This is a genomic window from Nocardiopsis sp. CA-288880 (assembly GCF_050955985.1).
Classification (GTDB): Bacteria; Actinomycetota; Actinomycetes; order Streptosporangiales; family Streptosporangiaceae; genus Nocardiopsis; species Nocardiopsis tropica.
In genome coordinates this window covers 864,467-887,941 of the sequence record NZ_CP192105.1, presented here as the reverse complement: position 1 = coordinate 887,941, position 23,475 = coordinate 864,467, and the positions used below count along the sequence as shown (strand labels likewise).

General features: G+C 74.3%; 15 protein-coding genes. 2 read left to right on the top strand and 13 right to left on the bottom strand.

Annotated features, from left to right (window positions below):
* Window positions 1-165: 165 nt before the first annotated feature.
* Window positions 166-2,058, top strand: a complete 1,893-nt coding sequence (locus ACQPYD_RS03980; protein WP_433699825.1) for a protein kinase domain-containing protein — start codon at window positions 166-168, stop codon at window positions 2,056-2,058.
* Window positions 2,059-2,236: 178 nt separating this feature from the next.
* Here ACQPYD_RS03980 and guaA read toward each other — a convergent pair whose 3' ends face one another.
* From guaA to ACQPYD_RS03930, 10 genes are all read right to left on the bottom strand, one after another.
* Window positions 2,237-3,817, bottom strand: coding sequence for a glutamine-hydrolyzing GMP synthase (gene guaA, locus ACQPYD_RS03975; RefSeq protein ID WP_433699824.1), 1,581 nt, complete (start codon window positions 3,815-3,817; stop codon window positions 2,237-2,239).
* A 91-nt stretch (window positions 3,818-3,908) separates the two neighbouring features.
* Entirely contained in the window at window positions 3,909-4,931 is a 1,023-nt protein-coding gene (gene galE, locus ACQPYD_RS03970; RefSeq protein ID WP_433699823.1) for a UDP-glucose 4-epimerase GalE, read from the bottom strand.
* 199 nt (window positions 4,932-5,130) lie between these two features.
* Complete coding sequence (locus tag ACQPYD_RS03965; RefSeq protein ID WP_433699822.1) at window positions 5,131-7,560, bottom strand: endonuclease/exonuclease/phosphatase family protein; 2,430 nt, start codon at window positions 7,558-7,560, stop codon at window positions 5,131-5,133.
* Window positions 7,561-7,855: 295 nt separating this feature from the next.
* A complete protein-coding gene (locus tag ACQPYD_RS03960; protein ID WP_433699821.1) occupies window positions 7,856-10,456 on the bottom strand; it encodes a polynucleotide kinase-phosphatase in 2,601 nt (866 codons plus the stop codon).
* On the bottom strand, window positions 10,453-12,063 hold the full coding sequence (locus tag ACQPYD_RS03955) for a 3' terminal RNA ribose 2'-O-methyltransferase Hen1 (RefSeq protein WP_433699820.1): 1,611 nt from the start codon (window positions 12,061-12,063) through the stop codon (window positions 10,453-10,455). The genes ACQPYD_RS03960 and ACQPYD_RS03955 overlap by 4 nt, the downstream gene beginning before the upstream one ends.
* A 132-nt stretch (window positions 12,064-12,195) precedes the next feature.
* Window positions 12,196-12,675 carry a transporter gene (locus ACQPYD_RS03950; RefSeq protein ID WP_433699819.1) on the bottom strand — a complete coding sequence of 160 codons (480 nt, stop codon included), beginning with the start codon at window positions 12,673-12,675 and terminating at the stop codon, window positions 12,196-12,198.
* Window positions 12,676-12,890: 215 nt separating this feature from the next.
* Window positions 12,891-13,928: a hypothetical protein gene (locus tag ACQPYD_RS03945; protein ID WP_433699818.1), complete on the bottom strand. Its 1,038-nt coding sequence runs from the start codon at window positions 13,926-13,928 to the stop codon at window positions 12,891-12,893.
* A gap of 204 nt (window positions 13,929-14,132) precedes the next feature.
* The gene (locus tag ACQPYD_RS03940) at window positions 14,133-16,409 is read right to left on the bottom strand and encodes a TRAP transporter permease (protein ID WP_433699817.1); all 2,277 of its coding nucleotides are present in this window, start codon (window positions 16,407-16,409) and stop codon (window positions 14,133-14,135) included.
* Between the two features lie 59 nt (window positions 16,410-16,468).
* Window positions 16,469-17,023 carry a DUF1850 domain-containing protein gene (locus tag ACQPYD_RS03935; RefSeq protein WP_433699816.1) on the bottom strand — a complete coding sequence of 185 codons (555 nt, stop codon included), beginning with the start codon at window positions 17,021-17,023 and terminating at the stop codon, window positions 16,469-16,471.
* A 12-nt stretch (window positions 17,024-17,035) separates the two neighbouring features.
* The gene (locus ACQPYD_RS03930) at window positions 17,036-18,061 is read right to left on the bottom strand and encodes a TAXI family TRAP transporter solute-binding subunit (protein WP_330157629.1); all 1,026 of its coding nucleotides are present in this window, start codon (window positions 18,059-18,061) and stop codon (window positions 17,036-17,038) included.
* Window positions 18,062-18,264: 203 nt separating this feature from the next.
* Between ACQPYD_RS03930 and ACQPYD_RS03925 the strand changes: the two genes are divergently transcribed.
* On the top strand, window positions 18,265-19,392 hold the full coding sequence (locus tag ACQPYD_RS03925) for a TAXI family TRAP transporter solute-binding subunit (protein ID WP_433699815.1): 1,128 nt from the start codon (window positions 18,265-18,267) through the stop codon (window positions 19,390-19,392).
* Here ACQPYD_RS03925 and ACQPYD_RS03920 read toward each other — a convergent pair.
* From ACQPYD_RS03920 to ACQPYD_RS03910, 3 genes are all read right to left on the bottom strand, one after another.
* Window positions 19,304-20,713 (bottom strand): ATP-binding protein, encoded by a 1,410-nt coding sequence (locus tag ACQPYD_RS03920; RefSeq protein ID WP_433699814.1) that lies wholly within the window; start codon window positions 20,711-20,713, stop codon window positions 19,304-19,306. The two genes, ACQPYD_RS03925 and ACQPYD_RS03920, sit on opposite strands and share 89 nt — an antisense overlap.
* Window positions 20,714-20,726: 13 nt before the next feature.
* Window positions 20,727-21,482: a response regulator transcription factor gene (locus ACQPYD_RS03915; protein WP_433699813.1), complete on the bottom strand. Its 756-nt coding sequence runs from the start codon at window positions 21,480-21,482 to the stop codon at window positions 20,727-20,729.
* Between the two features lie 148 nt (window positions 21,483-21,630).
* Window positions 21,631-23,352, bottom strand: coding sequence for a glycerol-3-phosphate dehydrogenase/oxidase (locus ACQPYD_RS03910; RefSeq protein ID WP_433699812.1), 1,722 nt, complete (start codon window positions 23,350-23,352; stop codon window positions 21,631-21,633).
* Window positions 23,353-23,475: the final 123 nt, after the last annotated feature.

Genomic DNA, 23,475 nt, shown 5'->3' with positions numbered 1-23,475 from the left:
GGAAGGAATCGGGAACCAAGATCACGATCCGGGGATCGTCACCACTGTCATGTCAGTCACCGCCTGCCCCCAGAACGGCCCGATCAGGCCGCTGAGTGGGAATCAGGGCACAAACACCGCTACCTTGGGGCAAGGCGGGGTTTGGACACCGTCGGGGAGGGTCGCTTGCCGTCGGATGGGCTCCCGAAGAACCTGGAACCGCTGGCCGCCGGGGATCCGGCCACCATCGGTCCCTACGTGCTGTCCGGCAAGCTGGGCAGCGGTGGCATGGGCACCGTCTACCTGGGCAGTATGTCGGACCGGAACAACCAGGTAGCCATCAAGGTCATCCGTCCGGAACTCGCCTTCGACGAGGCGACCCGGGCGCGTTTTCGCGATGAGATGGAGAACGCCCGCAAGGTCGCCTCCTTCTGCACCGCCAAGGTGCTCGACCACGGGACGTTCGAGAACCGTCCCTACATGGTCACCGAGTACATCGCCGGCACCGCCCTGGCCGAGCACATAGCCGAGAACGGTCCGCTGGACTCCTCCACCCTGCACGGCTTCGCCCTGGGCGTGGCCGCCGCGCTCGCGGCCATCCACCGCACCGGGCTGGTCCACCGCGACCTCAAGCCCGCCAACGTGCTGCTGTCGCTGTCGGGCCCCCGGGTGATCGACTTCGGCATCGCGCGCGCGATGAACACCGCCACGAACCACACCCAGACCGGCATCGTCATGGGCAGCCCCGGGTGGATGGCGCCCGAGCAGCTGTTGGAGGAGCAGGTCACCACCTCGGCGGACATCTTCGCCTGGGGGTGCCTGGTGGCGTTCGCCGGCAACGGCACGCACCCCTTCGGCAACGGCGACGCCATGACGCTGGGCAAGCGGGTGCTGTTCGCCGAACCCCAGATCGGCAACCTGGACAGCCCTCTCGACCGCCTCGTGACGCGTGCCCTGGCCAAGGAGCCGAACCGCCGGCCCACCGCCCAGGACCTCCTGCTGGAGCTGGCGGGCGGGGAGGACAGCACCAACCCCAACGACATGGTGTCGCACGCGCTGCACCAGTCGTGGCGGCCCAACCTGCCGCCGATGCCGCCCGGCCCTCCCCCGGGGATGCGCCCCCAGCAGGGCGGGCCCGGACACCAGACCGCGACGGGCATGCGGCACCCGGCGCCCGGCCAGTACCAGGCGGGCCCGCCCATGCCCGCGCACCAGACGGGCAACTTCCAGCACCCGCAGCCTCCCTCGGGGCCGCCCCCGGGCTATCCCGCGACCGGCCACCAGCCCGGCCCCCCGCAGGGCGGCCAGGCGCAGCAGCCCCGGCAGGCGGGTCCGCCCCCGGCCCAGCACCCGGCCTCGACCGGGCCCATCCCGATGGTGCCCCCCGCCGACCCGCAGGCGAACCGCCCGGGGCCGCAGCCGTACGTGCCCCCGGTCCCCCCTCCCCCGCACCGGCCGGCCGCGCCGAACCGGCGCCGCGGACTGGTCGTGGCGGTGGCGGTGGGCGCCGCGGCGCTCCTGGTGCTCCTGGTCGTTCTGACGATCCTGGTGATGAACCGGGACGACCCGCCGTTCTCCGGCGGGGACGACGCCCCTCCCGCGGGGACCGGCTCGGAGCAGGAGGAGGCCCCGGAGCCCGCACCGGACGACGGCGCCGACGACTCCGCCCCCTCGTCCGGATCCGACGCGGTCTCCGCCGACGGCACGGTCGAGTACCGGGTCAACTCCGTCAACTGCGGGATGGCGACGCTGGAGGGCCGCTCCGCGCTGCGCAGGGGCGAGTACTGCGTCGTGGACCTGCAGGTCACCAACCTCCTCGACGGCGAGCGCTTCGTGTTCGACAGCAAGTCGCAGTACCTGGTCACCGAGTCGGGGTCCGAGCTCGTCGCGGCGACCCCGTCCAGGGACGAACAGGTGAGTTCGCTGTGGGACACCGGCGGCCTCGCCCCGGGCACCCCGGCCGCGGGCGAGCTGGTGTTCATCCTCACCGAGGAGGAGAGCCCGGACAGGCTCCTGCTCAACAACGCCCCCGGCGGCGTACCGACCTCCATCGAGATCCGGCACATGGTGACCGACTAGGGAGTGGTCCGCGGATGCTCCCGGTGGGCTCGGCGCCCGCGCCGGTCGCCGCGAGCGGTCGCCGGCCCGCGGAACACGGCCGGGTCCCGGGCCGGAGCACGGCGGAGAACCGAAAGGACAGGGCCCGGCACACACGCGGTGTGCCGGGCCCGTCCGTGTTCCGGAGAGGGGCGCTCCCCTACTCCCACTCGATGGTGCCCGGGGGCTTGCTGGTCACGTCCAGCGTCACCCGGTTGATCTCCCGGACCTCGTTGGTGATCCGGTTGGAGATCCTCGCCAGCACGTCGTAGGGCACGCGCGACCAGTCCGCGGTCATGGCGTCCTCGCTGCTGACCGGGCGCAGCACGACCGGGTGGCCGTAGGTGCGGCCGTCGCCCTGCACGCCCACCGACCGGACGTCGGCGAGCAGCACCACCGGGCACTGCCAGATCTCGCGGTCCAGGCCGGCGCGGGACAGCTCCTCGCGGGCGATGGCGTCGGCCTCGCGCAGGATCTCCAGGCGGTCGCGGGTCACCTCGCCGATGATGCGGATGCCCAGGCCCGGCCCGGGGAACGGCTGGCGCCACACCATCTCGGCGGGCAGGCCCAGCTCCTCGCCGACCTTGCGCACCTCGTCCTTGAACAGCTCCCGGAGGGGCTCGACCAGGGTGAACTGCAGGTCGTCGGGGAGGCCGCCCACGTTGTGGTGCGACTTGATGTTGGCGGTCCCGGTGCCGCCGCCGGACTCGACCACGTCCGGGTACAGGGTGCCCTGCACGAGGAACTCGACCTCGGCGCCGCCCTCCCCGCCCTCGGCGACGACCTCGCGGGCCGCCTGCTCGAAGACGCGGATGAACTCGCGGCCGATGATCTTGCGCTTCTCCTCGGGGTCGGTGACCCCGGCCAGCGCCGACAGGAACCGCTCCTCGGCGTCCACGACCTTGAGCTTGGCCCCTGTGATCGCGACGAAGTCCTTCTCGACCTGCTCGGCCTCGCCCTTGCGGAGCAGGCCGTGGTCGACGAACACGCAGGTCAGCTGGTCGCCGACGGCGCGCTGCACGAGGGCTCCGGCCACGGCGGAGTCGACGCCGCCGCTCAGCGCGCAGATGACGCTCTTGTCGCCGATCTGCTCGCGGATGCGCTCCAGCTGCTCCTCGACGATGTTCACCATCGTCCAGGTGGGACGGCACCCGGCGCCCTCGTAGAGGAACCGGCGCATCACCTCCTGGCCGTGCTCGGTGTGCATGACCTCGGGGTGGAACTGCACGCCGAACAGGCGGCGGTCGGTGTCCTCGAACGCGGCGACCGGGGCTCCGGCGGTGCTGGCGGTCGTGGCGAAGCCCTCGGGGGCCCGCACCACGGAGTCGCCGTGCGACATCCACACCGACAGGTCGGCGGGGGCGTCCGCGAAAATCAAGGAGTCGGTGACGGCCGTCAGCTCGGTGCGGCCGAACTCCCTCTGGTCGGTCCGGTCGACGGTTCCGCCCAGGGCCCGGGCCATCGCCTGGAACCCGTAGCAGATGCCGAAGGTCGGGACCCCGGTCTCGAACAGCTCGGCGCCGACGACGGGGGCGCCCTCGGCGTAGACCGAGGACGGGCCGCCGGAGAGGATGATGGCCTTGGGTTTCTTGGCGAGCATGTCCTCGACGGGCATGGTCGAGGGCACGATCTCGCTGTGCACATGGCATTCGCGGACGCGTCGTGCGATCAGCTGCGCGTACTGCGCGCCGAAGTCCACGACGAGAACGGTGTCGAACGTGCTCTCAGCACCAACGGACACGACGGAGGACCTTCCGCAGGAAGTACAGGGTAGGCGTCCAGTCTAGGGCGTTCCCCGTGCTCAACCGGTACTCCGGGGTGTGCGGTGGGGCTCAGCTCCCGGCGCCCCCGAAGCCGTCGGGGTTGGCCGACTGCCAGTTCCACGCGTCCCGGCAGGCGTCGTCCACGGTGCGGACGGCCTTCCAGCCCAGGTCGCGGGCGGCGGCGGAGGGGTCGGAGAAGCACACGGCGACGTCGCCGGGGCGCCGGTCGGCCACCGCGTACGGGACGGGTGCGCCGGTGGCCCGCTCGAACGCGCGCAGGCCCTCCATGACCGAGGTGCCGTGGCCGGTGCCCAGGTTGTAGACGCGGCAGCCCGCGGTGTCGCCGAGGTGGTCGACGGCGGCCAGGTGGCCCTGGGCGAGGTCGACCACGTGCAGGTAGTCCCGGACGCCCGTGCCGTCGGGGGTGTCGTAGTCGTCGCCGAAGACGGTGAGCCGCTCCCGGCGTCCGGCCGCGACCTGCGCGATGTACGGGAACAGGTTGTTGGGGACGCCCAGGGGGTCCTCGCCGATGAGCCCGCTGGGGTGGGCGCCGATCGGGTTGAAGTAGCGCAGGGAGATGATGTGCCAGCGGGGGTCGGCGGCGGCCAGGTCTTCCAGGACGCGCTCGATGAACAGCTTGGTGGCGCCGTAGGGGTTGGTCACGGAGAGGGTGCTGTCCTCGGTGAGGGGCAGGTGCTCGGGGTCGCCGTAGACCGTCGCCGACGAGCTGAACACCAGGTTCCGGACGTCGTGCTCGTCCATCGCCTCGGCGAGGTTCAGGAGCGCGTCGAGGTTGTTGCGGTAGTAGCGCAGCGGCTGGGCGACGGACTCGCCCACCGCCTTGAGCCCGGCCAGGTGGATGACGGCGTCGACGTCGTGGACGTCGAAGATCCGGCGCAGCGCGGCGGGGTCGGTGCAGTCCGCCCGGTGGAAGGCGACGGTCCGCCCGGTGATGCGCTCGACACGGCGGACGGCCTCCTCGCTGCTGTTGACGAGGGAGTCGACCACGACGACGTCGTGTCCGGCCTGGAGCAGTTCGACCGCGGTGTGCGAGCCGATGTACCCGGCCCCCCCGGTGAGCAGTACGTTCATCTCTCGCTTCCCTGGCTGAGGAGCGCCCGCCCTCTCGCGGACGCTCCCCAGGATAGGGGGCGGCCGGGTCGGCCGCCGGTGACACGCGCCACCCCGGCCCCTGCCGTGACCGGCCGCTCCCGGGCCCGGGCCGGCGGGCCGCGGGTGCCCGGAGGGGGCGGGCTCGGCCGGGCGCCGGCACCCCTCCGGTCCGCGCGGGTCAGCCGCGTCCCGGCGGGGTGCTCCGGCGGGTGTCCAGCCACAGCACCTGCGGGTCGTGGTCGCTGACCTGGTCGTGGAACTCGGAGTTGAGCCGCGCGACCGCGTAGTCGACGCGTCCCGCGAGGGCCCGGTTGACCAGGATGTGGTCCAGGGCCTGGGAGTTGCCGTCGAACACGTAGTTGTAGCGCTCCCCCTCGGGCAGGTCCGCCATGGGGTTGTGCAGGCGCCCCTCCCCGGTGAGGATCTCCAGGGTCCGCGAGAACTGGAAGTCGTTCAGGTCGCCCATGACGACCAGGTTGGCCTGCGGGTCCGCCGCGAGCAGGTCGTCGGCGAACGCCCCGACCAGCTCGGCCTGGGCGTGGCGCTGGGCCTCGCTGGTGCGGTTCGGCGGCTGGTTGACGCCGTGGAGCGGTTCGTCCCCGCCCTTGGAGTTGAAGTGGTTGGTGACCACGTAGACGTCCCGGTTGAGGGCGCGGAAGTGGCCGACCAGCGGCTTGCGGCTGGAGTCCCACGCCTCGTCCAGCGGGCTGATGCGGCCCGGGGACACCGACAGCTCGGGGCCCCGCCCGCCCTCCACGACCTCGACGGCGGTGGTGGCGTCGCCGCCCTCGCGGTCCACGAACTCGACCCGCTCGGGGTCGAACAGGAAGGCGTTGCGGATGTTGCCGCCCGGCTGTCCGCCGTCCTGCTTGTCCTCGGGGCTGATCTGCCGCCACTCGTAGGCGGGGCCGCCGTGCGCGGCGACGGCCTCCACGAGCCGGTCGAGGGTGACGCCCGCGTCGACGGTGCCGTCGTCCACGGGGCCGCTGTCGTCCTGGATCTCCTCCAGTCCGATGATGTCGGGCGTGTCCAGGTGGTGGACGATCCCGGCCGCGAGCGCGTCGAACCTGGCCTGGTCGTCACGGCCGCCGAGGTTCTCGACGTTGTAGGTGGCGACGCTGACCTCGTACCGCTCGGCGTCGCGGACCGGGGTGCGCTCCAGGCCGCCCGGGACGTGCTCTCCCAGGGTGGTGGCGCGGATCAGGTAGCCGCCGAACTGACTGTGGTGGAGGGGGCCCTCGGTGACCCCGGCGAGGGTGTCGCCGACGTTCGCCTCGGGGAAGGGGTGCTCGGCGCGGTCGAGCAGGGACTCGACCTTGACCCGCCCGGAGTTGGGTTCGTCGTAGGAGCCGTAGGCGGTCCCGCCGTTGACGGTGGGGTTCTGGCCGGGATCGGTGGTCACCCACAGGGCGTGGTAGCCGTCCGTGGCGCCCACCACGGGGGCGTCCTCGACGCGGACCGTCATGTGCTCGTGCGCGGCCCAGAAGTCCAGTGCGTACACGTCGGGCTCCAGCTCCGGGCCGGAGACGTCGCCGCCGCGGTCGGGCGCGTACGCCTCGGGGAGGGCGTCGGCGTCCAGCAGGACGGAGTCGGGGAGCGCGTTGCCGGTGGACAGGACGGTCCAGCGGGCCCCGTCGAGCTGGGTGGTGGTCTGGTGGCCGGCCGCGGGCCGGTACTCGCCGACCCGCCCGGCGACCAGGACCTCGTCGCCGGGGGCGACGTCGGGCGTGGTGGAGCCGGTGAAGACGAAGAGGGCCTCGCTCGTGCGGGGGTCGCCGTCGCCCTCTGTGTCCTGGAACCAGAATCCGCGGGCGCCGCCGAAGGCGTTGACCGCCGTCACCACCCCGGGCAGGCCGGTGACCCGGCGGCCGGTGTACGGGGAGGTGCGGGTGGTGCCCTGCACGTCGTGGACGCGCAGGTCGCCGGGCTCGACGGGCTCCCCGGGCCCGTCGCCGTCGCCCGCCGTCTCTCCCGCCGCGTTGGTGGGCGTGGGGTCCCCGGCGGTGAGGTCGGCGGCGTTGTCGCCCGTGTCGGTGAACGCGGCGTCGCGCGAGGCGGACGCGGTGTTGGAGAGCCCCGTGACGGGCGATCCGGCGTGGACGACGGCGTTGCCGTAGCCGACCACGTCCACCACGGAGCCGTCCTGCGCGCACGCCGCCGCGGTCCGGCAGGAGACCGGCTCGGTGCCGGAGACGAGCAGGACCGTGCCCGCCGTCGCGGACATGTTGGTGCCGCCGACGGTGTCGGGGGCGGGGAGCTCGACGCTGCCCCCGGCGCCCGCCGCCTGGCGGACGAGGTGGTGGCCTCCCGCCGGGATCTCCCCGGTCAGAGCCGTGACCTGCACCCGTGTGGACGGCCCCGGGGCGGCGGGGAGGTACTGGACGCTCCAGCCGTCGAGGCCGGCGGGTCCGCCCGCCGGGTTCCCGAGCTCGACGAAGTCGTGGCGCAGCAGGGCTCCGCTGTTGCCGCCTCCGCCGTACACCTCGCTGATCACGGGCGCGGCGTCGTCGGCGAGGGCGGGCGGCGCCGCCGCAAGGCCGACGCCGAGGAGGACCGCGGCCGCGGCGGACGTGGACGCGCTCAGGCGTCCGGGTCGGGTGGGGGACACATCTGCTCCGGGGGTCGCTGGGCAACGGGGGCCCGCACATCATCACCCGCGCGGATGTCCGACCGGAAGAGAAGGCGTGAAATGAAGGCGAAGCGGACGGCCGCCGGTGCGGTCCGACCGGCGTCGCCCGTCCCGCGCCCGTGCGGACGGCCGGGGACGGCCGGGCCGCCCCGGGTCCCCTGCCGGGTCCGCGGGCTCCCGGGCCCAGGAGGTCCCCGGGCCGCCCCGGGCCGCTCCGCTCCGGCCGCGTGTCCGGCCCGGCGCCCCGGGCGGGGCCGCCGGGCCGGGCGCGCGCCTACAGGCGCGGGTCGACCGGCTCGGAGGCCAGCGCCAGGACCGCGAACACGGGCTCGTGCACCCGCCACAGGGGTTCGCGGCGGGCGTGCCGGGCCAGGGCCTCCAGCCCCAGCTTGTGCTCGCGCATGGCCAGGCTGTTCTTGCGGCCGAGGTTGCGGTCCTTGAGCACGGCCAGCCTTTCGGGGTCGGTGTAGTCGGCTCCGTAGACGATCCGCAGGTACTCGGGCCCGCGCACCTTCAGCCCCGGCTGGACCAGCCCCTTGCGGCCCGTGGCCCGTGCGCCCAGGACCGGCTTGACCACCATGCCCTCGCCGCCGGCGGAGACCAGGTCGGTCCACCAGTCGGCGGCCGAGCCGCAGGCCGCCGGGTCGGTGGTGTCGACCACCCGGTAGCGGGTGGGCTGCACCAGCCCTCCGGCCTCCGCGAGCCGTTCGGCGATCGCCATGTGCCACAGGTGGTCGGCGTCGGAGTACTCCCGGCCCTCGGAGGCGAGCACCGCGAAGGGCGCGTAACGGAGCCCCGCGGCGCCGTCGGTGTCCCACGAGTAGCGCCGGTAGACCCGGCTGAACGCCTCCGTCTGCTCCGTCCGCAGGGCGACCTTGTCGGCCAGGCCGTCCACGGGCACACCGCGCGCGGCCGCGGCGCGGAGGGCGGCCGCGGCGGCGGGCAGGGAAGCGCGGGCGGCGGCGCCCACCGACGCGTACTGCTCGCGGATCAGCGTCCGGGCCTTGGCCGACCAGGGCAGGAGCTCGCCGTCCAGGGCCACCCAGTCGGTGCCGAGCCGGTCCCACAGGTCCGCCTCGGTCACGGCGCGGCGCAGCCGGTCGACGACCTCCGCCCGGAGCGCGGGGTCCTGGAAGAACGGGCGCCCGGTCCGGGTGTAGACCGTCCCCAGCTCGCCGGGGACGAACCGCCGCTCGGCGGCCTCCCCGTCCCTGCACAGCACGGCGACGGCGCGCGAGCCCATGTGCTTCTCCTGGCACACGACCTCGCCGGTCCCCGTGCCCCGGAAGTACGCGAACGCCTCGTCCGGGTGCTCCAGGAGCCCCGGTGCGGCGGCGGTCGGCGCCGGGGCCATGGTCGGCGGCAGGTACAGGAGCCAGCGCGGGTCGACCGCGAACCGGCTCATGACCTCCAGCGCGGACAGCGTGCTGCCGCTGTCGGTGCGCACGGCCCCGTCGGCGGTCTCCACGTACAGGCCGGGAGCCGAGACGCCGTCGCCGACCCCGACGTCGGTGATGTCGACGGTGCCGTCGGCGCGCCGCTCCCCGTCCTCCGGGGGCGTGCCCGACAGCGGCCGGACCGGCTCGTACCAGGTGCGGTGGGCGTCGACGCCGACCAGTTCGCGCTCCGGGTGGCGCAGCGCGGTGAGCTTACCGCCGAACACGCAGCCCGTGTCCAGGCAGATGGTGTTGTTGAGCCACTCCGCCTTGACGGTGGGCACGTGGCCGTAGACCACGGCCGCCTTCCCCCGGTACTCGCGGGCCCAGGGCAGCCGCACGGGAAGGCCGTACTCGTCGGTCTCCCCGGTGGTCTCGCCGTACAGGGCGAAGGAGCGCACACGGCCCGAGGCCCGGCCGTGGTACTCCTCCTTGAGCCCGGCGTGGGCGACGACGAGCCTTCCCCCGTCGAGGAGGAGGTGGCTGACCAGGCCGTCGCAGAAGGCGAGCACCCGCGCGCGGAACTCCTCGCTCTCCCGGCCCAGCTGCTCCAGGGTCTCGGCCAGGCCGTGGGTGGCCTGGACCTTGGCGCCCTTGAGCGCCCTGATCAGCTTGTTCTCGTGGTTCCCGGGCACGCACAGGGCGTCGCCGTCGGCGACCATGCCCATGACCAGGCGCAGCACGCCGGGGCTGTCCGGCCCGCGGTCCACGAGGTCGCCGACGAACACCGCCGTGCGCCCGTCGGGGTGGCGCGCCCCCACGGGGCGCCCCTCCCCGTCGCGGGACAGCTCGTAGCCGAGGACGCCGAGGAGTTCCTCCAGTTCCTCCCGGCAGCCGTGCACGTCGCCGACGATGTCGAAGGGGCCGGTGAGCTCCGTCCGGTCCGGCCAGGCGCGCTCGAGTTCGACGGTGGCGCCGTCGATCTCCTCCGGGCCGCGCAGGACGTGGATCCTGCGGAAGCCCTCGCGGGACAGCCTCTTCAGCCCCTGGCGGAGTTCGCGCCGCTGCCGCCGGACGACGTGGTCGCCGAAGTCGCGGTCGGGCCGCCCGCGGTTGCGCTCCCGGGCCAGGGCCTCGGGGACGTCCAGCACGATCGCGGTGGACAGCACGTCGTTGTCCTTGGCGATGCGCACCAGTTCCCCGCGCACCCTGCTCTGCACGTTGGTGGCGTCCACGACGGTGAGGAGTCCCCGCCGCAGCCGGATGTCCACGACGGTGTGGAGCAGGGCGAACGCGTCCGCGCTCGCGGACTGGTCGTTCTCGTCGTCGCTGACCATGCCCCGGCAGTGGTCGGAGCTGATCACCTGCGTGGGTGCGAAGTGCTCGGCGGCGAACGTGGACTTGCCGGATCCGGACACCCCGATCAGCACGACGAGCCCCATCCTGGGCACGCCGAGCACACGCGGCTCGGGGGACCGGTCCTCCTCGGTCGTACTCATCGGACGAAGACTCCCATCTGGGTCGGGGAACCGGTCTCCGGGTCCTCGGACCCGACCGGCAGGAGGCGGAGGCGGTAGCCGTACTGTTCGGCGACGCGGTCGGCCCACCGGGCGAACTCGGCGCGCGTCCACTCGAACCGGTGGTCGCTGTGCCGGAGGGAGCCGTCCGCCAGGCCCTCGTAGTGCGTGTTGTACTCGACGTTGGGGGTGGTGACCACCACGACGCGGGGCCGGGCGGCGCCGAACACGCTCTCCTCCATCGCGGGCAGCCGCGACGGGTCGAGGTGCTCGATCACCTCCATCAGGACGGCGGCGTCGTACCCGGAGAACCGCCGGTCGCGGTAGACCACGGAGCCGACCAGCAGCTCGGGGCGCGGCGGCGCGCCGTTCGCGCCCACCGCCCCGCCGGTGAGGGCGGGCAGCGGCCGGTGGCGCCTGCCCCCGCCGGGGTCGCAGCCCCGGCAGGTCCTGCGGTGGGCGTGTTCGAGGGCGGTGACGCTGACGTCCACCCCGGTCACGCGTGTGAGGGAGCGGTCGTCCGCCAGCCGCGCGAGCAGCCGGCCGGAGCCGCAGCCCAGGTCGATGACGCTGGTGGCGTCCTCCGCCTCCAGCACCGCCATGACCGCCCCGGCGCGCTGCTCGGCCAGGGCGGGGGCGCGCTCGTCGTGCCCCTCGGCCGGGGGCCCCGTTTCGGCCTCCTCCGCCGCGGGGTCGTCCGCGCCGTCGCCCTCCGCGAGGTCCTCGGCCTCGGCGATGCGGGCCAGCGCGGTCCGCACGTAGGCGTCGCGGCGGTTGAGGTAGCGGCGGGTGATCCAGTCCCGCTCGGGGTGCCCGGCCAGCCAGCCGACGTCCGCGGCGGGCCCGTCCGTCCCGTCGCCGTCCTCCCCGGGCTCCTCCGGCGCGGTCGCGGAGGGCGCCGCCTCCCCGTCCGCGGACGGCCCGTCCGCGGCCGTCCGCGGCGCGGCGCCGGGCAGGCCGCCGGCGCGGAGGAGCTTGTCGACCTCGCTCCGGTCGACCCAGTAGTGCTTGCTGCCGTCCATGGCGGGGAGCAGCACGTACAGGTGGCTGAGGGCCTCGGACAGGCGCACGGTCCCGGTGAGGGTGAGCGAGAGGTAGTGGGAGTCGCCCCAGCCGGGCAGGCCGGGGTCGAGCGGGACCGGTTCGGCCTCGACCGTCCACCCCAGCGGCTCGAAGAGCGCCCGGGCGCGCTCCGCGCCGGAGCGGCAGGGGACGGCCGGCATCCGCAGCTCCAGCGGGAGGGGCGTGCGCGCCAGTTCGGGCCGGGCCCTGCACGAGCCCCGCAGCGCGGACCGGAACACCCTGCCCAGCGCCACCGTGAACAGGGAGGACGACGCGTAGGGGCGGTCGTTGACGTACTGGGCGAGGGAGAAGTCGGGCGAGCTCACCGACGTGCGCGCCCGCAGGAGCGCTTGGGCGTCGACGTCCAGGAGGAGGGCCGCCGTGCAGCGCTCACCGGTGGCCTCGGGGTAGAAGACGTGGGCGGTTCCGAAGGACTGCTCGAAGCTCTGCGCCCTGTCGGGGTGCTTGTGCAGCAGGAAACCGAGGTCCGTCGCCGGGGCCGCCGTGGTCGTGATCGTCAGTAGCACCCGTGCATTGTGGCCGCTCGGCCGGGCGCGGTGCCAGGGCTTTTCCGGCGGGGGCGGCGGAACGGTGCGTCCGCGGCCGGGTCCCGGGGCCGGGGGACCTCGCGTCGGGCCGCCGTGCGGATGCGCCGGGGGTCAGCCGCCGGCGCTCTGCCGGGCGTGCCTGGCGGCGTGCAGGCGGGAGGTGACCAGGGCGGCGCCCGACAGGCTGAGCACGGAGACCACCGCGTCGACCGCGCCCATGGTCAGCATGGGATCGATCTCGGTGTAGGCGGACCCGACCGGGATGGCGGTGTCGATCCACACCCACACCGTCAGGCCCGCGAACGACAGCACCAGGTAGGGGACGACGAAGACCAGCGCGGTGAGCCCCGGGTAGGGCAGCCGGACGATGCGGAGGAGGGGCCAGGCCAGGAGGGGGGTGATGAGGACGGGCACGAACGTCAGGAGCATGCCCGCGCCGATGTTGGCGTCGGGGCTGTCGTCGTAGGCCCCGATGGCGGCGCGCGCCCCCCAGGCGGCCAGGAGCAGCAGGACTGACACGGCGAGCGCCACGGCCGCGGCGAGGAGCATCGCGCGGGGGGCGGACACGGGGGTGTGGGGTCGGTGGGTCATGGTCCCAGCTTCCCCCGCCTCCCCTCGCCCCGCATGAGTACGCCTACTCACGGGGCCGGGGCCCTCGTGCGCGGCCCTCCCGGGCAGGGGCGCGGGGACACGTGCGGGCCGTGCGGGGAGCCGGGGCGCGGGGGCCGCGCGGGAACCCGGAACACGTCGGCCTCCGCGGGAGGCCGGGGCGCGGGGCAGCCCGGGGCTCACGGGGGCCGGGGCCCTCAGGACGGCTCCGGCCCGCCCGTCGTGCGGGCCGGGTCCACGCCGAGCTCCTCCATCGCCCGGGCGACCTGGGTCCGGGCGCCTCCGAAGAACGACCACGGCTGTTCGCAGTAGACGTTGCCGACGGCGGACAGGTGCCATCGGGCGGCCTCGGTCATGCCCGCGCGGTGGAACGCCCAGCCGAACAGGTGGTGGGCCTGGACGTCGCCGGGGTGCGGCTCGGACGCGGCCGCCCACCCCTGCGCGAGGTCGAACAGCTCCTGCGCCGACTCACCGTGCAGGCGTCCCAGCGCCTTGTCGACGACGAAGGGGGTGTTGCCCTCGGCGGCCAGCCGCTTCTGCTCGGCCCGCACGTGCTCGGCGTGGGCGAGCGCCAGGACGGACGGCAGCGGGTGCCCCTCGGGCGCGGTGTCGGCGGCGGCGCCCGCGAAGGCGAACATCTCCTCGGTGCTGCCGCCCCTGGTCGCGGACAGGGAGCGCGTGCGGACCAGGTGCGCGGGGAACAGATGCGGCGACCGTCCGGCGATCTCGCGCCAGAGCCGGTCCTTGTCCTCGCGGTCGGCGCCCAGGCCCATCGCCACGGTCTGGAGGCCGGCCCAGGGGGCGGCGTCGTCGGTGCGCAGCCGCGCCGACGCCTCCAGGGGGATGCGGGCCTCGTCCAGGGCCGCGGTGAACGCCTTGCGATCGGCCTGGCGGGTGTCCGCGCCGCCCGCGGGCCGGCGCAGCGCGCGGGCGAGGAGCGTGTGCCCCAGCCAGAGCAGGACGTCGGCCCGGTCGGCGCCGTCCCCGACGAGTTCGACGACGCTCTCGGGGCGGTCCGCGGCCGCGCGGCCGAGCGCCTCCGCCTGGACCACGCGGGTCTCGGGGTCCTCGCGGGACTCGGCCAGCAGCGGCAGCGCGGCCGCGGCCTCCCCCTCGCGCACGGCCTCGCACCCGGCCCGGAGGAGGGGGTCGGCGCCCAGGGACGCGGACACCAGGCGCGCCTCGATGTCGGTGCCCCGGGGCACCCTTGCCGGATTGCGTCCGAATCGCCACATGGGTGCGAGCGTAGCGGGCCCGTCGTGCCCGGACGACGGGCCGGCCGGGGGCGCGGCGGGGCCGGGCCGCCGCTGTCCGGACGCGGGGCCGGGCGCCTGGCCAAGCTCTTGGCCACAAGCAACTGACAGCCGTGTTGCAACAATCCCTAGAATCCGCCCGGGCCCGGGCGGCCCCGGGCGTGCCGGGGGCCGCGGAGGGCGCCGCTACCCGGACGCCGGGGCGCCGGCCCTGTCCGCGCTCCCCTCCGCCCCGCCGTCTCCGGGGCCCGGCTCGGCCTCCGGGGCGCCGCCACCGCCGGGCGCGTCCGGCGCGGGGACCGCGCCGCGGGCCTTGTCCCTGCGGTGGTTGACGACCTGGAGGGCGATGAGCACGACGCCCAGGGCGGAGCCCGCGAGCACGAACCAGTCGGGGTCGACGGACGCCGACAGGACCGCGCCGGCCAGGGCGCTCCACTCGGGGGCGATCATGACGAGGGCGGCCGCCAGCGCGAGGGCGAGGCGTTCGCCGAGCAGGGTGCGCCGCAGGAAGTGCCCCTCCAGCGCCATCGCCGCGACCGCCAGCGCGATGCCTCCGCTGAGCACGGCGACCACCAGGTCCGACACCGGCCCCTCGACGGCCATGAGGGCCGAGTAGGCCATCAGGACGGGGATCAGGTACAGGCCCTTGGCGAACTTCCACGCGGACAGGCCCGAGCGCATCGGGCTGGCGTTGGCGATGCCCGCCGCCGCGAACGCGGCGAAGGCCACCGGCGGCGTGACGTTGGAGTCCTGGCTGTACCAGTACACGATCATGTGGGCCACGATCACGGCCAGGCCCAGCTCCTCCAGCGCCGGGACCGCCAGCACCGCCAGGACCACGTAGGACGCGGTGACCGGCAGGCCGATGCCCATGACCAGGGAGGCCAGCGCCACCATCAGCAGGGTGAGCAGCAGGCTGCCCGCGAAGGCGGTCACCAGGACGTCGGAGAAGACCAGGCCGAGACCGGTCAGGCCGACCATGCCGACGATGATGCCCGCCACCGCGCAGGCGACGGAGACGGACAGGGTGCTGTTCGCGGCGAGGACGAACACCTCCAGGAAGTCCTTGGGGGACAGTCGGCTCCCGGCGCGGAGCATCGCCACGACCAGGAGGGCTCCGCAGGCGTACAGGCCCGCCCGGGTCGGCGGCACGTACTGGAGCAGCAGGACGACGAGCAGGACCAGCGGGGCGAGGAAGTGCCAGCCCGCCTTCATCACCGTGCCCAGGGAGGGCAGGTCGGAGTCCTTCGCGAGGCCGATGCCGTACTTGCGCGCCAGGATGTCCACGAAGAGGAACATGACGCCGAAGTACATCAGGGCGGGGATGATCGCCACCTTGACGATGTCCGCGTAGGGGATGCCGGTGCGCTCGGCCATGATGAACGCGCCCGCGCCCATGATGGGGGGCAGGATCTGCCCGCCCGTGGAGGCCGCGGCCTCGACCCCGGCCGCGTCGTGCTTCCTGTACCCGACCTTCTTCATCAGCGGGATCGTGAACGGCCCGGTGCTGACGACGTTGGCGATGGCGCTGCCGGAGACGGAGCCCATGAGGGCGCTGCCCAGAACCGCCCCCTTGGCGGGGCCGCCGACCATGCGCCCCGTGAGCACGTACGCCAGCCCGACGAAGAAGCTGCCGCCGCCCGTCTTGGACAGCAGCGCCCCGAACAGGATGAACACGAAGACGAAGGTGACGACCACGCCGAGGGTCATGCCGTAGATGCCGTCGCCGAGGTAGCTGTGCGTGGCGATGCGCTGGACGGTCGCGCCGGAGTGGCCGAACTGTCCGGGGACCAGCGGCCCGATCCAGGCGTAGAACACGAACACGGCGACCATCACGACCATGACCATGCCGACCGTCCGCCGGGTCGCCTCCAGCAGGAGGAGCATCGCGGCCAGGCCCATGATCCAATCGGTGTCGGTGTAGGCGCCGGCGCGGGAGGCCAGCTCGGCCTGGAACACCATGGGGTAGAAGCTGACCGCCACGGTGCCCGCGATCAGCGCGAGGTCGAGCACCAGGGCCGGGACGGAGCGCCCGGCACTCCCCTTCAGGGGCGGCTTGACCAGGAACACCAGCACCATGATGAACATCAGGTGGATGAGGCGCTGCTGGCGCGCGTCGAAGCCGGCGCGCAGGGCGATGTAGAGCTGGAAGAGGGTGAGCGCGGCGGCCAGGACCAGGACGGCGACGCCGACGGCCGCGGCGAGGGGGGTCTCGCCCCAGCGGGCCGCGGCGATCCGCCGCCAGGCGGGCCCGGCCTCCCCGTCCTCGCCCCCGACGTCGGGCAGCGCGTCGGCGGAGGTGCCGGTCCCGCGCCCGCCCCTCACGGGTCGCGGCCCTGTCCCGTCCCCGGCCCGGAGGTCGGCGGGGGCCTCGGCCCGGCCCTCCGGGGACGGGCCGGCCTGCGCGTCGGCGGGGTCGGCGGACGGGGTGTCGTCCCGTTCCGGCGGGGGTGTCTCGGCCATGCTTCTTCCTCGGTGCTCTGTGGGCTGGGCATGCGGGTCGCGGGCGGCGGAGGGCGGTGTCAGCACTCCGGCTCGGGGACGGTGGCGAGGGGCAGGAGAAGCGTGGGCAGCCGCACAGGTTCGACGCGCACGGGGTGCGCGGCGAGGCACGGCGACAGCCGCACCTCGGCCCCCGGGGCGCGGATCCGGTGGTCGACGGCGGGGGCGCCGACCCGGATGGTCAGCTCCGTGCCGATGTCGCGCCCCATGCCCTCGACGACCCACCACTCGCCGTCGGCGTGTCCGGTCCCCTCTCCGGGGATGTGGCCCATGCCCGCGCCGAACTGGCGGAGGCGGGTGGAGTCCACGACCAGGCGTCCGTCCCGGACGAGGAGGTCCTCCTCGATCGGGAGGCCGTCGATGGAGTGGACGTAGGAGACCGTGAAGGGCTCGCCCGCGGCGAGGCGGAGGTGGCCCATGGTGTCCCCGCCGTCGCTGAGCCTGAGCGCGGGCCACACGGGCAGCAGAAGGGCGGCCAGGGCCGCGCCCGCGCCCAGCAGGGCGGCGGTCCGCGGCCACCGGGGCCTCCCGGCGTCCGCGGGCCGCCTCACGTGCGGCGGGGACGTGGTCTCCATCGCGGCGCGCCCCTACGGGAGCAGGTCCCCGGGGATCTCGACGCCCTGCTCCTCGTAGAAGCGGACCGCGCCGGGGTGCACCGGGACCGGGCTGTTGACGATGGTCTCGGGGACCAGGTACTCCTCGCCGGGGGCGTACACGTTGAGGACCTGGTCGATGTTCTCGAACATGGCCGAGGTGATGTCGTAGGCCTGCTGCTCGTTGAACTCGCCGGACACGACCAGGGCGTTCCAGACCGCGATGGTCTCGACGTCCTCGTCCACGCCCGGGTAGGTGCCGCCCGCGATGACGTGCTCGGTGTAGCCGCCGTAGCCGTTGACGACGGCGGAGCGCTCGTCGTCGCAGAGCGGGATGATGGAGATGTCGTCGGTGGTGCCGAGCTCGGTGATCCCGGCGTGGCCCTCGCCGACCACCCACGAGCCCGCGTCGAGCTGGTTGTTCTGGAGCGCGCTGGCGGTCTCGGCGTAGCCGAGCTGGTCGATCTCGATCTCGGTGAGGGCGATCTCCAGCGACTCGAAGACCTGGTTGGTGGTGGCCTCGTTGCCGCTGCCGACGTCGCCGACGGAGTAGCGGTTGCCGGCCACGTCCCCGAAGCACTCGAAGCCCTTGGCCTGTGCGATGGAGTCCAGGGTCACCGCGTGGAAGACGTTGGGGTAGAGGACCGCCAGCGAGTAGGTCTGGACGGGGTCTCCCTCGAAGTCCGCGCTGCCCTGGGCGGCCTGGTCGGCCGCGTCGCCCTGGACGATGCCGATGTGGCCCTCGCCGGAGCCGAGCAGGCGGATGTTCTCCACCGACGCGCCCGTGGCCTCGACCGAGCCGGTCTGCCCCTCGACGTTGTCGCCGATGATGGTGCTCAGGGCGCCGCCGATCGGGTAGTAGACGCCCGCGGTGCCGCCGGTGACGATGCTGAGTCGCTCCTGGACGGGGCCGGCCCCGAGCCCGACCTCCTCGCCCTCGGACTCGGCGGGCTGGGCGCAACCGGCCAGCAGCAGGGCACCGGCGGGGATGGCGGCCAGGGACAGCATCGTGCGTCGCATGGTCGGGGGTGTCCTCTCGGGGGAAGGCAGGGGCGGTGGCGGAGCGGCTCCGACCGGAGGCGGATCCGCTCCGAACAGGGCCGATGTGGCGCAGGCCACTCCGCTGCCCTGAAACGTAGCCGTCACGCGCACGCAACCCGTAGCGGGACGGGAGGGATTTGAGCCTCTCCTGAGGTTTCGCGGTCCTTGCTAGTGTTCGGCCCATGGCGCGATCCCCCTTCCAGCGGCTGTCGACGGCCGCGGGGCTCCTCCTCACGGTCGTGGTCGCGGCGCCCCTCCTCACCTGGTCGCAGACGTGGGTGTCCGACCCGCTGCGCCTGTCCGTCGGCACGGGCGGCGAGGGGGGCGTCTACCACGCCTACGGTTCCGGGCTCGCCCAGATCGCGACCGCCCGCCCGGACACCGAGATCACCGCGCTCACCACCGCCGCGAGCGTGGAGAACAACCGGCGGGTGGCCTCCGGCTCCCTGGACGCCGCCTTCACGCTGGCCGACGTCGCCGCGCTGGCGGTCGCGGGGGATCCGCCCTTCGGGGAACCCCTGCCCATCACGGCGATCGCCCGCCTCTACGACAACCACACGCACCTGGTGGTGCGCGCGGACTCCCCCTACGAAGAGGTCTCCGACCTGGCCGGGGCCACCGTGTCCGTGGGCGCCCGGGGCTCGGGCACCGAGATGATGGCCGACCGGCTCCTGGACCTCGCCGGGCTCCGCCCGGAGCCGGCCGGCTCCGGAGGCCCCCTCCGGGAGGGCGCGACGGTCCGGCTCCAACTGGGCATCGGGGCCTCGGCGCGGGCCCTGGAGAACGGGGACGTCGACGCGTTCTTCTGGTCCGGCGGCCTGCCCACCCAGGCGGTCGCCGACCTGGCGGAGCGCACCCCGGTCCGGCTGATCGACCTGTCCGGGCACGTTCCCGCCCTGGTCGCCGGGTACGGCGAGTACTTCTCCGAGCGGCCGGTGCCCGCGGGCACCTACCCGGGCGTGCCCTCGGTGCGCACCGTCGGGGTCCCGAGCCTGCTGGTCGCCGACGCGTCCATGCCCGACGACTCGGCGGAGGACCTGACCCGCCTGCTGTTCGAGTGGCGGGACCAGCTGGCCCGGATCCACCCGGTCGCGCTGCACCTGGACACCAGGTCGGCGATCGCGACCCTGCCGATCCCCCTGCACCCCGGCGCGGCCGCGTACTACCGCGAGGCCAAGTACGCCTACGACGGACCGGCGGGCGGAGGGACGGCGGACGCGCTCAGGCCGGCAGGCGGATCCTCGCGTCGATCCCGTGCGGCGAGGCCGGCCGCAGGGACAGGTGCGCCCCCTGGAGTTCCAGCAGCGTGACGACGATGGACAGGCCGAGCCCGGAGCCGCCCACCCCGTCGTGGCCGTCGCGCCAGAACGGCCGGGACGCCTGCTCCAGCCGCGCCCCGGGCAGGCCCGGGCCGTCGTCCACCACGTGCACGTCCACGTGGCCGGGCCCGTCGGGGCCCGCCTCCGCCCGCTCCACCCGCACCGTGACCCGCACACCGCTCCCGCCGAACTTCAGGGCGTTGTCGATGAGCGCGTCCAGTGCCTGGTCCAGGGTCCCCTCCGCGCTGCGGACCCGCACCCCCTCGACACCCTCGCGGACCAGCACGGCGCCCGCGCGCTCCGCGATCGGCTCCCAGGACGCCAGCCGGTCGTCGACGACCTCCAGGACGTCCTCCCACACCAGGGACTGCTCCGTGTCCTCCGTCCGGGCGAGGGTGAGCAGGCTGTCGCAGATCCGGGAGAGGCGGTCCACCTCGTCCAGCGCCATCCGGTGGTCGCGCGCCCCCTCCGGGGTGAGGTGCCGCGACAGGGAGTCCACCCTCAGCCGCAGGGCCGCCAGGGGGTTGCGCACCTGGTGTCCCGCGTAGGACACGAAGGTGCGCTGGCTCTCCAGCATGGAGGTGATGGTGTCCGCCATCCGGTTGAACGACTCCCCCAGGCGGCGCAGCTCCTCGGGCCCCTCCTCCGCCCGCACCCTGGTGTCCAGGCTCCCCCCGCTCACGGCGCGGGTCGCCTCGTCCAGGTCGTCGATGGGGCGCAGCACCCAGCGCGTGAGGGGGCCCGCCGCGGCGAACCCGGCGGCCATGAGGACGGCGACCGCCGCCCAGGCCACGCACCACTGCACGAGGGTCGAGCGGCGCAGGGAGCCGGTGGGCGAGGCGGTGACCGCCGCGCCGACGACCTCGCCCGAGCGGCCGATGGGCTCGGCCACGACCAGCGGTCCCCGCTGCCAGGGGTAGACCACCCTGTCGGCGCCCATGCGGTTGCCGGCCAGCGCGGTCCGCACCTCCTCGGGCAGCTCGTCGCCGTGCTGCCCCCACCGCCCGGGTTCCAGGTCCGACAGGTCGGCGCCCTCGCGGGAGGAGGCGACGACGGCGCCGTCCCGGTCGACGACGACGGCGGTGATGCCGTACAGCCTGTCGTAGGCCGCCAGTTCGCCCGTCAGGCCCGTCGCCGCCCCCGTGAGCACACCCGGTTCGGCGAGGCCGGCGAAGCGGGCGGTGTCGTTGATCCGGTCCAGGAGCATGTCGGAGGTGCCCCGGGCGGCGATGCTCCCGCACAGGGGCAGGGCCAGCCCGAGGCAGGCGGCGACCAGGAGGGTCGCGTACACGGTCAGCACACGTCGGCGCATGGCGGCGCCCCGGTCAGGCCCGCCGGGCCGGGGCGGCGGCCGCGGCGGCCCGCTCGGCGGGGTCGGGCCCGCGGGCGGGCTCGTGACGGGAGGCGGGGAAGCCGTGCCCGCCCTCCGCCAGCCGGTAGCCGACGCCGCGCACGGTCTCGATGAGCCCGGGTACGCCCAGCTTGGCGCGCAGGGTGCCGATGTGCACCTCCAGCGTGCGCAGCGTCCCCGGCCAGGTGGTCCGCCACACCCTCAGGATCAGGCGTTCGCGGGACACGACCGCGCCCGCCTCCGCCGCCAGGGCGAGGAGGAGGTCGAACTCCTTCCGGGTGAGGTCCACCCGCTCGCCGTCGCGGACGACGGCGCGCGTCGCGCGGTCGACCCTCAGGGGGCCGATCGCCAGGGGTCCCCCGTCCCGCCTGCGGGTGCGGCGCAGCACCGCCTCCATCCGCGCGCAGAGCTCGTCGACGGCGAGCGGCTTGACCACGTAGTCGTCGGCCCCCGAGCGCAGGCCGCGGACGCGTTCGCGCTGCCTTCCGCGCGCGGTGACCATGATGACCGCGGTGTCGCCGACGTCGTGGCGCTCGCGCAGGAGGCCGCACAGCTCGATGCCGTCCATGTCCGGCAGGCCGAGGTCGAGCAGGACCAGGTCGGCGGGGGCCGCCGCCAGTGCGCCCTCGGCCGTCCGGACCTGGTCGACCGTGTAGCCGTTGGCCTCCAGTGCGCCGGCGAGGGCGTCGGCGAGCCGGACGTCGTCCTCGACGAGGAGCACCTTGATCATGGGTTCGCGTCCTTCGGGGGGAGGGCAGGGGTCGCTACCGCACCCTAGCGGGGCGGTGTGCCGCAGGCCACACGCGCGGGCCCGCCGTCCGGGGACGGCGGGCCCGCGGGGTCCGGCGGGCGGAGGCGCGCCCCCGCCCGGCCACCGGTCAGTTCCGGGTGACGCGCGCCTCGGGGACGATCTCGGGCGCCCCGTGCTGGATGGCGTCGGCCTCCTGGTCGGTGTCCTGCTCCTGCGCGGCGCGCTCCGCCTCGATCCCCTTGCGGTAGTACTCCACCTCGCGCTGGATCTGCTCCTTGCTCCAGTCCAGCGGCCCGGCGAGGAGTTCGGCGGCCTCCTCGGCGGCGGCGATCCCCCGGTCCCAGGTCTCGAAGGAGATCCGGGTCCGCCGGGAGAGGACGTCCTCCAGGTGGCGCGCCCCCTCTGCCTCCGCGGCGTACACGATCTCCGCGCGCAGGTAGTCGTCGGCCGCCGCGAGCGGGCGTCCCAGGTCGGGACGCTCCCGGACGAGGTCGAGCAGGTCGTGCACGCCGGAGCCGTGGCGGCGGAGCAGGTGGGTGATCCGGGAGACGTGCAGGCCCGAGTCGCGGGCGAGCCGGTACCGCTGGTTGTAGAGCGCCGCGTAGCCGTCCGCGCCCACCAGCGGCAGCCGGTCGGTGACCGACTGCGGGACGCTGCTGCCCAGACCGTGGGCGACCGCGTCCACCGCGTCCTTGGCCATCACCCGGTAGGTGGTGTACTTGCCCCCGGCGATGAGGACCAGGCCCGGCACCGGGTGGGCGACCGTGTGCTCCCGGGAGAGCTTGGACGTCTCCTCGGACTCGCCCGTCAGCAGGGGCCGCAGCCCCGCGTACACGCCCTCGACGTCGTCCCTGCCCAGGGGCGTGCGCAGGACCTGGTTGACGTGGTCCAGCACGTAGTCGATGTCGGCGCGGCTCGCCGCCGGGTTCTCCTTGTCCAGGTCCCAGGCGGTGTCGGTGGTGCCGATGATCCAGTGGCGGCCCCACGGGATGACGAACAGGACGCTCTTCTCCGTGCGCAGGATCATGCCGGAGGAGGCCTGGATGCGGTCGCGCGGGACGACCAGGTGGATGCCCTTGGAGGCGCTGACGTGGATCTGTCCGCGACCGCCGACCATCTCCTGGATGTCGTCGGTCCACACCCCCGCGGCGTTGACCACCTGGCGGGCGCGGATGCGCAGCTCGTCGCCGGTCTCCAGGTCGGCGACGCTTGCGCCGACGACGTGTTCGCCCTCGCGCAGGAACCCGACCGCCTGGACCCGGGACGCGATCCTGGCCCCCAGTCCGGCGGCGGTGCGCAGCACGCTGGTGACGAGCCGGGCGTCGTCCACCTGGCAGTCCCAGTACTGGATCGCCCCCGCCAGGGCGCTGCGTTTGAGGGCCGGGAAGACCTTCAGCGCGCCGTTCCTGCTCAGGTGCCGGTGCGAGGGGAGCCCCCGGTTGTTGCGGGAGGACATCGCCAGGGCGTCGTACAGCGTGACGCCCGCGCCGATGTAGGCGCGCTCCCACTGCCGGGCGAACGGGAACAGGAAGGGCACCGGGCGGACCAGGTGCGGCGCGATGGTGGTGAGGAGCAGACCCCGTTCGTGCAGCGCCTCGCGCACGAGCTCGAAGTCGAACTGCTCCAGGTAGCGCAGTCCGCCGTGGATGAGTTTGCTGGATCTGCTGGAGGTGCCCGAGGCGAAGTCGCGTGCCTCGACGAGCCCTGTGGACAGCCCGCGCGAGACCGCGTCCAGGGCGATGCCGGCCCCGACGATGCCTCCCCCGACCACGAGGACGTCGAGTTCCTCGTCCTTCATCGACGCGAGCGCCTCGGCGCGCCCCTTCGGTCCCAGCCAGGTGGTAGCCATCCGTGGTCCTCCGTCTCGATGGTGTTCCTCCCAGGCGCATACCCACCCGGGGCCCGTGTCCATCGGGGCGATCAGAGGGAACCAGGCTAGCCGCCCGGGGGCGGGCGCGCCGTGCGCCCGCCC